Below are 11,945 nucleotides of genomic sequence, written 5' to 3'. Positions count from 1 at the left end.
GAAGGCACAGCAATGAAGACCCTGAAAGTGGCCCTGTTGGGATGCGGCAACGTTGGATCCCAGGTGGCCCGGATCCTCATTGACGACGCCGCCGACCTCACCGCACGCACGGGCGCCCGGCTGGAACTGGCCGGAATCGCTGTCCGCAACCCGGAGGCCCCGCGTGACGTCGAGCTTCCCCGCGAGCTGTTCACCACCGACGCCGAGGCACTGGTGGAATCAGCGGACATCGTCATTGAGCTGATGGGCGGGCTGGAACCTGCGCGCACCCTGATCCTGCACGCTATCGGCCACGGTGCCTCTGTTGTCACCGGCAACAAGGCACTGCTCGCTGCCGACGGTGCCGCGCTGTACGAGAAGGCAGATGCCGCAGGCGTCCGGCTGGCCTACGAAGCCGCGGTTGCCGGCGCCATCCCTATCCTGGGCCCGATCCGCGACAGCCTCTCCGGTGACCGGATCACCCGCGTACTCGGTATCGTCAACGGCACCACCAACTACATCCTCGACGCCATGGACACCACCGGTGCGCAGTTTGCCGACGCCCTGGCCGAGGCACAGCGCCTGGGCTATGCCGAAGCCGACCCCACGGCAGACGTCGAGGGCCATGATGCCGCGGCCAAGGGTGCAATCCTGGCCTCCCTCGCCTTCCACACCACGTTCGAAATGGCCAACGTCTCCTGCGAAGGAATCACCGGTGTCACCGCCGAAGACATCGCGGCGGCCAAGGACGCCGGTTTTGTCATCAAGCTGCTGGCCATCGCCGAGAAGCTCGAGGCGGACGGAACCGAGGGCGTCAGCGTGCGGGTCCATCCCACGCTGCTGCCGCGCACTCATCCGCTGGCCGCCGTTCACGGCGCCTTCAACGCTGTTTTCGTTGAGGCCGAGAACGCCGGCGAACTGATGTTCTACGGCCAGGGCGCCGGGGGCACTCCCACCGCTTCGGCTGTCATGGGCGACGTCGTCACTGTTGCCCGCCGCCTGGCCCTGGGCGGCCACATGGGTGTCGAAGCTGCCTCCGGCCATTTCCCGGCCCTGCCGAAGGAACTGGTCACTACGAGCTACAGCATCGGCCTGGACGTCGCCGACGCTCCCGGCGTGCTGTCCGCCGTCGCGCAGGTCTTCGCGGACCACGGTGTGTCCATCGAAACCATGCGGCAGAAGAGCCACAGCGACGCAGCAAATGCATCGGCTGAACTGCGCTTTGTCACCCACCGCGCACCTGAGGCCGCCCTCGCGGCCACCGTCGAGGCCATCAAGGGCCTGGACGTCATCAATTCCGTCACATCCGTCCTGCGGGTAGAAGGGGTCTAGAACCGTGGCTCATCAATGGCGCGGCGTTATCCGCGAATACGCCGACCGTCTGCCGGTAACCGAGAACACCGAAGTCATTACCCTCGGTGAAGGCGGTACACCGCTTGTCCGCGCCAAGGCCCTCTCGGAACTGACCGGCAACGAGGTCTACCTCAAGGTCGAAGGCATGAACCCCACCGGCTCCTTCAAGGACCGCGGCATGACCATGGCCATGACCGCCGCCGTCGAAGCCGGGGCCAAGGCCGTAGTTTGCGCGTCCACCGGCAACACCAGTGCCTCTGCCGCTGCCTACGCAACGCAGGCGGGACTCACCTGCGCCGTGCTGGTTCCGGACGGCAAGATCTCGATGGGTAAGCTCAGCCAGGCCATCGCCCACGGTGCGCAGCTGCTGCAGGTCAACGGCAACTTCGACAACTGCCTCGAGGTGGCCCGGAAGCTGGCGGAGGCCTACCCGGTTTTCCTGGTCAACTCCGTGAACCCGGCCCGCATCGAAGGCCAGAAGACCGCCTCCTTCGAGGTAGTGGACTACCTGGGCGACGCACCGGACTACCACCTCCTGCCCGTCGGCAACGCCGGCAACATCACAGCGTACTGGCGGGGCTACCAGGAATACGCGCAGCCGTGGACGAACAATGCAGGCGTGGAGCTTGCGCCCGTTGCCACCAAGACTCCGGTGATGTGGGGCTTCCAGGCTGAAGGCGCGTCGCCGCTGGTCAAGGGCCACCCGGTGACGGACCCGGACACGATCGCCACCGCCATCCGGATCGGCAACCCCGCGTCCTGGGACCAGGCCATCGCGGCCCGCGACGAATCCGGCGGCCTGATCGAAGCCGTTACGGATACCGAAATCCTTGAGGCCCACCGCTGGCTTTCCTCCCGCGAAGGCGTCTTCGTGGAACCGGCCTCTGCCGCCGGTGTGGCGGGCCTGCTCAAGAAGCACGCCGCGGGCGAAGCCCCGAGCGGCAAGAAGATCGTCATCACTGTCACGGGCCACGGCCTGAAGGACCCGCAGTGGGCCCTGCGCACTGCCGACGGATCCGACGTCGAACCGACCAAGGTGGACTTCGACGTCGTCAGCGTTGCCGCTGCCCTTGGCCTCGAAGAGGCCGCCCCGGCCGCGGGCCGCTAGCAAAGGGCATGCAGGTGGAGCTCACGACACCGGGCAGCGCTCCGGCGGTGCAGGTCGCGCCGGACCAGGACATTACCGTCCGCGTGCCCGCAACCAGTGCCAACCTCGGCCCGGGCTTTGACTCCCTGGGCATGGCGGTCGGGCTGTTCGACACGGTGCGGATCCGGACGAACGGCTCCGGCCGCGTCCGGGTCACGGTGCAGGGCGAAGGAGCCGCAGTGCTCCCGACGGACGAAACGCACCTCATTGCCCGCACAGTCATTGAGACAGTGCACAATGCGGGCTATGCAGCCGGCGGATTCGACCTTGAGTGCGAGAACGTCATCCCGCATGGCCGGGGCCTGGGTTCCTCGGCATCGGCAATAGTCTCCGGCGTGCTGGCGGGCAACGCACTGCTGCCGGCGGAGGCCCAGCTGGATGCTGCCGGACTCCTGCACGCCTGCTCGGCCCTCGAAGGCCATCCTGACAATGTGGCGCCCGCCCTCAGCGGCGGCCTGGCCGTCTCCTGGGAAGAAGAGGGCCGGTTCCGTTCGGTGCGGACCGAAGTGCACCCCGACATCATTCCCGTTGTGGCAATCCCGGCGACCGAACTGTCCACGGAGAGCGCACGGGGCCTGCTGCCCGCCAGTGTGCCGCATCGGGATGCTGCCGCGAATTCCGGCCGCGCGGCGCTGCTGATGCTGGCCATGACGGCAGATCCGTCGCTGCTGCGGGAGGCTACCGAAGATTTCCTGCACCAGTCCTACCGTGCAGCTGCCATGCAGCCCAGTGCCGCCCTGGTTGGCGCGCTGCGGAAAGCGGGGTTTGCGGCCGTCGTCTCCGGTGCGGGCCCGACGGTGCTGACGCTGGCGGCGGGAGCGGGACAGGCCGCTGAGGCCGAAGCCTTCATTGCGGGGCACGCAGCCGCACAAACCGGGCAGAATTGGCGCGTCCTCCGGCTTCGCGTTGACGGAGATGGTGCTACAGTGGAACTGCACCAGCGGTGATTACCGATTCGTGTTTTTCGTGTATAACCGTATTTGTGCTTCCACCGGCAAGGTCGTCCGTTTCTGTGGACCACCGAGGCTAGCTCCGCAACCGGATTGTTGACTGTAGTGCACAGGTATCAGCCCAGATGCTGCAAAAGCGCTTCATTCATAACGATTCGGGCGGCAGGGTAACGTCGGCCCGCGGAAACGCAATCATCGGTGTAGCCTTCCGGAGACTGCCAAGAAACGGTCAGTCGCTCGATCATCTGATCCTCGCGTTTTTCGTCAGTGACACTGCCGTAACTCCCGTGGACTCTCCAGCAAGGCACCAGCAGATTCACCGTTGCCGGGACTGGTCCCGCAACAGGTGAACCCTGAACCGCAAATCTCATTTTCGGTCCCAGGGCCATTCAACGCGGCCGGCATTGCGCCGGACCGCCCGACGAGGGGGAAGGATCCTTCGTGACAGATACCACCGACCTGACTGCAGGTGTGGACTCATCAGCATCCGCCGGTTCCAACGGTGAAACTACTTCCAAGAGCTCCGGGCTCGCCGGCCTGAAGCTTGCACAGCTGCAGGCACTGGCCGGACAACTGGGCATCACCGGAGGGTCCCGCATGCGCAAGGGCGATCTGGTGACCGCCATTTCGAACCACCAGCGCGGCGGCGCCGTAGCGGACCGTCCGGTCCGCGGATCCAAGTCCGAAGCACCGCAGACGGATAAGGCGGGCGCAGACCGCCCCGCCAAGGAAGCCGGAAACGGCGAGTCCGCTCCGGCTGCAAAGGCCGAGGCCACGGACAGCGAGCAGCCGGCCGAGCGTCCGGCACGCACCCGCAACCGCAACCGCCGGGCAGCGAGCGACGGCGTCGTGACGCCCGCAGCCGGCGAGGCAGCAGAAGCAGCCCAGCCCGAAGCCTCCGCACCGGTTCAGGAAACCCGTGAAGAAGGCCAGCGCGAGCGTGGCCGCAACCGCCGCAACCGCCGCAACGACGGCGAGGGCAGCACCGAAGAGGCCGCAGCCCAGAGCTCCGGCCAGGAAAATGCCGGTCAGGAAAATGCCGGCCAGGACAACGGCCAGGACAAGGCAGACTCCGGCGAGGACCGCTCCGAGCGCCAGGGCCGCAACCGCAACCGCGGTGACCGGAACGAGAACCGCGCAGAGCGCGGCGAACGGAACGAAAACCGTGGCGAGCGCGAGAATACCCGCGGCGACCGGAACGAAAGCCGTGGCGAGCGCGAGAATACCCGCGGTGACCGGAACGAAAGCCGTGGCGAGCGCGAGAATACCCGAGGCGACCGGAACGAAAACCGCGCAGAGCGCGAGAACAACCGCGGCGACCGCAACGACAACCGCGACTCCGACGGCGACGACAACAGCCGCAGCGGACGTAACCGCCGCAACCGCAACCGGAACGACCGCAACGAGCGCAACGACCGGAACGACCGGTTCCGTGACCGCAACGAGCGCCGCCGCAGCCGCGACCGGAACCCTGATGTGGACGACGTCGAAGTTACCGAAGACGACGTCCTGCTGCCCGTGGCAGGCATCCTGGATGTGCTGGAGAACTACGCGTTCGTCCGTACGTCCGGCTACCTCCCGGGCCCGAACGACGTCTATGTTTCCCTCGCCCAGGTCAAGAAGTACAACCTGCGCAAGGGCGACGCCGTTGTTGGCGCCATCCGCGCACCGCGTGACGGCGAGAACCAGGGCAACACCGCCCGCCAGAAGTTCAACGCGCTGGTCCGCCTGACTTCCGTCAACGGCAAGCCGGCCGAGGACAACAAGGACCGCGTCGAATTCAACAAGCTGGTTCCGCTCTACCCCTCCGAGCGCCTGCGCCTGGAGACTTCGCCCAAGGTGATTGGCCCCCGCGTCATTGACCTGGTGGCTCCGATCGGCAAGGGCCAGCGCGGCCTGATCGTGTCCCCGCCCAAGGCCGGCAAGACGCTGATCCTGCAGGCGATTGCCAACGCAATCTCCATCAACAACCCCGAAGTGCACCTGATGATGGTCCTCGTGGACGAACGTCCCGAAGAAGTCACCGACATGCAGCGCACGGTCAAGGGTGAAGTCATTGCCTCGACCTTCGACCGTCCCGCCGATGACCACACCACGGTTGCCGAACTCGCCATCGAGCGGGCCAAGCGCCTCGTGGAAATGGGCAACGACGTCGTCGTCCTCCTGGACTCCATGACCCGCCTGGGCCGTGCCTACAACCTGGCCGCTCCGGCGTCCGGCCGCATCCTCTCCGGCGGTGTCGACTCCTCGGCGCTGTACCCGCCGAAGCGCTTCTTCGGTGCAGCCCGCAACATCGAAAACGGCGGTTCGCTGACCATCCTGGCCACCGCGCTCGTCGAGACCGGGTCCAAGATGGACGAGGTCATCTTCGAGGAGTTCAAGGGCACCGGCAACATGGAACTGCGCCTTTCCCGCAACCTTGCGGACAAGCGCATCTTCCCGGCCGTTGACGTCAACGCCTCCGGTACCCGGCGCGAAGAGAACCTGCTTTCCGCTGAAGAGGTCAAGATCATGTGGCGCCTGCGCCGCGTTCTCTCCGGCCTCGACACCCAGCAGGCGCTGGAACTGCTCACCGGCAAGATCAAGGAAACGCAGTCCAACGTCGAGTTCCTGATGCAGGTGCAGAAGACCACCCTGGGCAGCAAGAACGATTAGCTGCCTTACCCGGCCGCTCATGCCCCCGGTCCTTTCAGGAGGACCGGGGGCCTGGGCGGCTTGGCAGTTAAAGGCTCGCCGGTTAACCGGCAGCTGCCCGCCCGGGCGAGAATGGTTCTAAGACAGCAACGGGATCCGCGTTTTCAGGCAGAACCCAAGGTGCGAAGAAGGAATGGAAAACAATGTTTGAGTCCATACAGGGACTGCTGGATGAGCACGCTGAACTCCAGATGCGGCTCTCGGATCCCGCCGTGCACGCCGATCAGGGCCTGGCACGCCGCCTGGGCAGGCGCTATGCGGAACTGAGCCGGATCGTGGACGCGTACAACACCTGGCACGGGCTGGAAGACGACCTCGCTGCCGCACAGGAAATGGCCGGCGAGGACCCTGAATTCGCGGCCGAGGTTCCCGTCCTGAAGAACCAGCTGGCTGAGGCGCAGGAGAAGCTGCGCCGCCTGCTGATTCCGCGTGACCCCAACGACGGCCGCGATGTCATCATTGAGGTCAAGGGCGGCGAAGGCGGCGACGAAGCCGCGCTCTTCGCCGGCGACCTGCTGCGTATGTACACGCGCTACGCGGAAACCCGCGGCTGGCGCACCGAGATCATCTCCGCCACCGAGTCCGACTTGGGCGGCTACAAGGATGTTTCCATGGCCATCAAGGGATCATCCAATGACCCGGCCGAGGGCGTGTACGCCCGCCTGAAGTACGAAGGCGGCGTGCACCGCGTCCAGCGTGTTCCCGTCACCGAATCCCAGGGCCGTATCCACACCTCGGCTGCCGGCGTGCTGGTGCTCCCCGAAGTGGACGAGCCTGAAGAGGTCGAGATTAGCCAGAACGACCTGAAGATCGACGTCTACCGGTCCTCCGGTCCGGGCGGCCAGTCGGTCAACACCACCGACTCCGCCGTGCGCATCACCCACCTGCCCACCGGCATTGTGGTGGCCATGCAGAACGAGAAGTCCCAGCTGCAGAACCGTGAAGCGGCAATGCGGGTGCTGCGCTCCCGCATCCTGGCACACGAGCAGGAAAAAATCGACGCCGCGAACTCGGACATCCGCAAGTCCCAGATCCGCACCATGGACCGCTCCGAGCGCATCCGCACGTACAACTACCCGGAAAACCGGATCGTTGACCACCGCACCGGCTACAAGGCGTACAACCTCGACACCGTCATGAACGGTGACCTGGAAGCCGTTGTCCAGGCTGCCATCGAAATGGATGAGCAGGCACGCCTGGACGCCATCGGCGACGAAGCCTAGGACCACCCGTGCCCGTTCCTTTACTGGACCAGGCGCTGCGCGCGGCGGCGGCGGAGCTATCCGCCGCCGGCGTGCCCACCCCGCGCGTGGACGCTGAACTCCTGGCTGCTCATCTGCTGGGAGAGAGCCTGGGACGTGTCCGGGCCCTGGCCTACACGGATGCTCCGGCACCTGCCGGCTACGCGGAACTGGTAGCCGAGCGTGCGCAGCGCATTCCGCTCCAGCACCTCACCGGCAAGGCATACTTCCGGCGGCTGGAACTGGCGGTTGGCCCGGGCGTTTTCGTCCCGCGGCCGGAGACGGAGACGGTTGCCCAGCTGGCCATCGACCATGCGCGGCTGGTATCCGGCGGGGCCAAAGTGGCGGATCTGGGAACCGGTTCCGGTGCCATAGCCGGTTCCGTGGCGGCCGAGGTTCCCGGGTCCACGGTGTTCGCTGTTGAGCTGAGCCCGCTGGCGCTGGCGTGGGCGCGCAAGAACCTCGAGCCGCTGGGCGTCACAGTGCTTGAAGGAGACCTTCGGACGGCGCTGGCCGGACACGAAGGGACGTTCGACGTCGTCGCCTCCAACCCGCCCTACATTCCCGCCGGTGCCGTCCCGAACGAGCCGGAGGCCGCCGAGCATGACCCGGCAATGGCCCTCTACGGCGGGGGAGAGGACGGGCTGGAACTGCCGGCTGCTGCCGCCAAGACAGCCGCACGGCTTTTGCGGCGAGGCGGATACTTCGTCATGGAACACGCCGAAATCCAGGCCGAAGTCATCGCAGCCCGCCTTGCCTCGGACCCGGCATGGGAGGACGTTACCTCCCATCAGGACCTTAATGACCGGCCGCGTGCCACCTCCGCCGTAAGGTCAGCCCGCTGACCTTACGGCCGCATCATGAAAGAATACTTCCGTGACCACCAGCTTTGATTGTTCAGACCCCGAAGGCCGGAGCGCCGGACTGGCACGCGCCCAGCAGGCCATAGCTGCCAAGCGGTGCATCGTCTTGCCCACGGACACCGTGTACGGCATCGGCGCAGATGCGTTCTCGCCGCAGGCTGTGGCAACTCTTTTGGCAGCCAAGGGCCGCGGGCGTTCCATGCCGCCGCCCGTGCTGGTTCCCCGCCTGCAGACCATGGACGGCCTGGCCGTTGACGTCAGCACCGAGGCCCGGGCCCTGGCTGAAGCCTTCTGGCCCGGCGGCCTGACCCTGATCTTCCACGCGCAGCCCTCGCTGACCTGGGACCTTGGCGACACCAAGGGAACAGTGGCCCTGCGGATGCCCAACGACGAAGTGGCCCTGGATCTGCTGGCACTGACCGGCCCCATGGCGGTGTCTTCCGCGAACCGCACCGGATCGCCCGCTGCCCAAACCGCGGCCGAGGCGCAGGAGCAGCTCGCCGAATCCGTCGAGGTGTACCTGGAAGCCGGTCCGCGTCCGCACGAAGGCAGTGAAGCCATTCCGTCCACCATTGTTGATGCCACGGCCTCGCCGCTGCGGATAGTGCGTGCCGGTGCCATCAGCGTGGAGGAACTCCGCGCCGTCGTTCCCTCGGTGCTGGACCTGGGCGAGGAACCCGCCCCCTCAGCTTCGGACGCCGGCCCCGAAGCTGAAGTAACCAGCCCGGCCTAACCGGCCGGGTCTACCCGCTGCCGTGCCGTCCGGGCGTCGTCCAGAACCTGCGCCACCCGCGGCGCGGGAACTTTCCCGGCGGCCTCAGCCCAGCCCGGCTCCTGCCGCTGGCCAAACCACATCATCTCCAGCCGCCTCAGCGGGCCGTGGAACCGCTCTCCCAGGAGAGACGAGACAGCGTAACCGGCCTTGAGCGATGCCCTGCAGAACCACCGAGGCAGCCGCTTCGGCTCCCGGCCTCCGGCGGCGCGAAGCACATCGGCGACGGTCGCGCCCTCCCAGGGCTGCAGGACGACCGAAGGCACTTCGCCGTCATAGGAGGCGACGGCGGCTGTGAACTCGGTGAGAGCGTGGACGGAACTGACCGGCGTGGGCGCCTCCCCGCGGCCGGCCACCGATGCCAGGGGAGAGGCAGCCACACGCACCAGCGTCAACGTTGTCTGTCGCTCCGGCCCCTGGACCGACGTCGCCCGGATGGTCACCACGCCGCAGTTTTTCTGCGTCCGGGCGGCGAGGGCCGCTTCACCGAGGGCCTTTGACCGGGAGTAGGCCGAGAACGGCTGGACGTAGCTGCTTTCGTCGAGGAAGGGCCGGTGTCCCTGGACGGCCGCACTGCTGAGGTGGACAAAGCGGCGGACTCCTGCGGCATCGGCTGCATCGGCAACCAGCACCGGCAGGAGTGCGTTCGCACCGCGCAGCACCGGCGAATCAGTACCGGAGGGGGTCGCCAGCCCGGCAGCATTGATGACGACGTCCGCGCCGGCCAGGGCACCTGCCAGGTCCAGGCGCTCGTTCTCAAGAACGGCGGCTTCGGCCAGGATGCCTGCGGCGTCCGTGGACACTGCCGTGAGCCGCGGCGCCTTGAGGTAACGCACGGTGATTCCCCGGGAGGCCAGGGTTGACTGCAGGGCGGAGCCAATGAATCCGCTGGCCCCGAGGACAGCCCAGACAGGTTCGGAGGCAGGATCGATGGGGGAGTTCGGGTTCAACGTGTTGGTTTCCTAGATCGCGGGTTTGGTGGGAGCCGCAGTGCCGCCGGACGTGGACTCGGCCGGGAACGGTGCCATGGGCTGCCAGGACCGATCGCGCAGAATGGTCCGGGATTCGCGCCAGCCGCGCCATAGCGTGCCCGCTCCGCGCAGCCGGTGCTCGACGGCGAGCAGGCGAAGGATTTCCTTGGCTGCCGTCAGCGCGGTCCCGGCAGCAAACCCTGCCCTGTTGAACCGGCCGTGGGCACGGAGGTAGCCGGCCGTATGGCCGCGGTTGCGCATGGCGCAGAAGCGGCTGAGGTCGCTGGAATCGTTGAGGTGCCGGATGCCCAGGTCGATCTGCTTTTGCGGACGGACCTTCTGCAGGACGAAATCGTTGACATAGACGACCTTGTGGCTGAGCGAGGCGAGCCAGCCGTAGATTTCGTCGTCGCCGTTGATGAAAAAGCGCGGATCCGGCAGGCCGATGGTCCGGACAACGCCGGCCCGGACCAGCATTCCCTCGAAGCAGCCCACGTTCGTCGCAAAGACAGGGCTGTTCCGGAAGACGTTTCCACGCACCGGAACGTGCACGCCCAGGAAGGGCAGGAACCGGTGCTGCCAAAAGAACGGCCTGCCGGCCTCGTCCAGCCGCCTGCCGTGGATGCAGTCGTATTCCCCTGTCCACTTGGACAACGCTGAAACTGCTCCCGGAAGTACCACGACGTCGTCGTCCATGAGCCAGAGCCACTGCGCCCCCAGCTCCATGGCCCGGCTGATCCCCGCGGCAAAACCACCGGAACCTCCGGTGTTCTCCGTGAGGGTCACTACGCTCAGCGGGACCGGGAACCCGGGCTGCAGCTCAGCCAGGACCTCAGCAGTTCCATCCGTGCTGGCGTTGTCAACGACCACCACGGAATTCGGTGCCGGGTCCAGGGACGCCACGGACGTGAGCAGGCCCCGCAGGTAATCGGAGCGGTTAAAGGTCGCAATGACCAGCGTCAGGTCCTCGATGCCGGCAGTGGAACCAGGCATGCTAGAAGCCCTGGTCTGAGGGAGGGCCAAACATGTTGCCGCGTACCCCGCCGGCATAAGCACGCAGCCAGGCCCGGAATCCGCGCAGGTCGCGGGTGCGCGCAAAGTGGACCGGGTAGCCAACCGCGTCTGCCGCCAGCGACCGAAGCCGCTTGTGCTTGAAGGTCAGGTGCCCGCGGTTGCGGAAGAAATAGAAACGCTTGAATTCGGTGTCCGGCACCAGCACGTGCAGGCGTCCGCCCAGGATCTCCTGCACCTCGGACCAGGCCGCCGGGTGGCTGAGCGCCACCGAGGTCAGCGTGCCGAAGGGGATGCCGGCCTTGCGCAGGCGGATCATGAAGTCCGTCTCATCTCCGCGGATGAACAGCCGCAGGTCCGGCAGGCCGACGCGGAAGAACACGTCGCGGCGGATCAGGGCGCCGTTGAAGAAATGCCCGACGCCCGGCAGGAAACCCGCTTTGGCAACCTCCGCGCGGTCATGGGTCAGGCGGCCGTCGATCCGGAAGTGGAAGGAAAGCGTGTCAGGCTGTCCGGGTGCTACCACCAGCGGCAGGATGACATCGAGTCCACGCTCATTGGCGGCGTCGAGGAGGGCCTGAAGGCATTCGGGATCCTCCGGATGGGCGTCGTCGTCCATGATCCAGATCCAGTCCGCACCGGAGGCCATGGCGGTGAGGATGGCAAGGGAGAATCCGCCTGCCCCGCCGAGGTTGGTTTCGGAGCGCACATAGGTGACATTGGCGGCAGAAGACTCGGCGATATCCTGCACCGGGCTTTTCCCTGAGTCCACCAGCGCTACCGAAGCCACCGGTGCCGTCTGCGCCGCCAGTGCCCCCAAAAGGGTCTTGACGTCATCGGGGCGGTCGAACGTCACCGCAGCAACGGCCACTGATTCCGGCAAGGTGTTCCTTTCCAAGGCTCCGTCCGCAGCCACGGGCGTTGCCGGACGGAGATGGGGCATGCAGTTAGTATGCTGAATAGA

General features: G+C 66.5%; 10 protein-coding genes. 7 read left to right on the top strand and 3 right to left on the bottom strand.

The window, feature by feature from the left end:
- The first annotated feature begins 12 nt into the window (after positions 1–12).
- The 7 genes from NF551_RS11200 (at position 13) to NF551_RS11170 (ending at position 8,960) form a co-directional block, all read left to right on the top strand.
- Positions 13–1,311 carry a homoserine dehydrogenase gene (locus tag NF551_RS11200; protein WP_227894629.1) on the top strand — a complete coding sequence of 433 codons (1,299 nt, stop codon included), beginning with the start codon at positions 13–15 and terminating at the stop codon, positions 1,309–1,311.
- Between the two features lie 4 nt (positions 1,312–1,315).
- On the top strand, positions 1,316–2,440 hold the full coding sequence (gene thrC / locus NF551_RS11195; protein ID WP_227894630.1) for a threonine synthase: 1,125 nt from the start codon (positions 1,316–1,318) through the stop codon (positions 2,438–2,440).
- Between the two features lie 14 nt (positions 2,441–2,454).
- Complete coding sequence (gene thrB / locus NF551_RS11190; RefSeq protein ID WP_423721222.1) at positions 2,455–3,426, top strand: homoserine kinase; 972 nt, start codon at positions 2,455–2,457, stop codon at positions 3,424–3,426.
- Between the two features lie 444 nt (positions 3,427–3,870).
- Entirely contained in the window at positions 3,871–6,084 is a 2,214-nt protein-coding gene (gene rho / locus NF551_RS11185; protein ID WP_227894632.1) for a transcription termination factor Rho, read from the top strand.
- Positions 6,085–6,266: 182 nt separating this feature from the next.
- Positions 6,267–7,346, top strand: coding sequence for a peptide chain release factor 1 (gene prfA / locus NF551_RS11180; RefSeq protein WP_227894633.1), 1,080 nt, complete (start codon positions 6,267–6,269; stop codon positions 7,344–7,346).
- Between the two features lie 8 nt (positions 7,347–7,354).
- Positions 7,355–8,209 (top strand): peptide chain release factor N(5)-glutamine methyltransferase, encoded by an 855-nt coding sequence (gene prmC, locus NF551_RS11175; RefSeq protein ID WP_227894634.1) that lies wholly within the window; start codon positions 7,355–7,357, stop codon positions 8,207–8,209.
- Between the two features lie 31 nt (positions 8,210–8,240).
- Positions 8,241–8,960, top strand: a complete 720-nt coding sequence (locus tag NF551_RS11170; protein WP_227894635.1) for an L-threonylcarbamoyladenylate synthase — start codon at positions 8,241–8,243, stop codon at positions 8,958–8,960.
- On the opposite strand, the gene NF551_RS11165 is transcribed toward NF551_RS11170, so the two are convergent.
- The 3 genes from NF551_RS11165 to NF551_RS11155 are packed head-to-tail and all read right to left on the bottom strand — an operon-like array spanning position 8,957 to position 11,864.
- The gene (locus NF551_RS11165; protein WP_227894636.1) at positions 8,957–9,949 is read right to left on the bottom strand and encodes an NAD-dependent epimerase/dehydratase family protein; all 993 of its coding nucleotides are present in this window, start codon (positions 9,947–9,949) and stop codon (positions 8,957–8,959) included. The two genes, NF551_RS11170 and NF551_RS11165, sit on opposite strands and share 4 nt — an antisense overlap.
- A gap of 12 nt (positions 9,950–9,961) precedes the next feature.
- Positions 9,962–10,963 (bottom strand): glycosyltransferase, encoded by a 1,002-nt coding sequence (locus NF551_RS11160; RefSeq protein WP_227894637.1) that lies wholly within the window; start codon positions 10,961–10,963, stop codon positions 9,962–9,964.
- Position 10,964: 1 nt separating this feature from the next.
- Positions 10,965–11,864, bottom strand: coding sequence for a glycosyltransferase (locus NF551_RS11155; RefSeq protein WP_227894673.1), 900 nt, complete (start codon positions 11,862–11,864; stop codon positions 10,965–10,967).
- Positions 11,865–11,945: the final 81 nt, after the last annotated feature.

The organism is Arthrobacter caoxuetaonis (assembly GCF_023921125.1).
Lineage (GTDB): Bacteria > Actinomycetota > Actinomycetes > Actinomycetales > Micrococcaceae > Arthrobacter_B > Arthrobacter_B caoxuetaonis.
The sequence above is the reverse complement of the archived record's forward strand: the minus strand, read 5'-3'. Positions and strand labels throughout refer to the sequence as shown.

Bases quoted from the DNA above. Each gene is read 5' to 3' on its own strand.
- NF551_RS11160 (WP_227894637.1), bottom strand. From the start codon at position 10,963: ATGCCTGGTTCCACTGCCGGCATCGAGGACCTGACGCTGGTCATTGCG.
- prfA (WP_227894633.1), top strand. From the start codon at position 6,267: ATGTTTGAGTCCATACAGGGACTGCTGGATGAGCACGCTGAACTCCAG.
- NF551_RS11200 (WP_227894629.1), top strand. From the start codon at position 13: ATGAAGACCCTGAAAGTGGCCCTGTTGGGATGCGGCAACGTTGGATCC.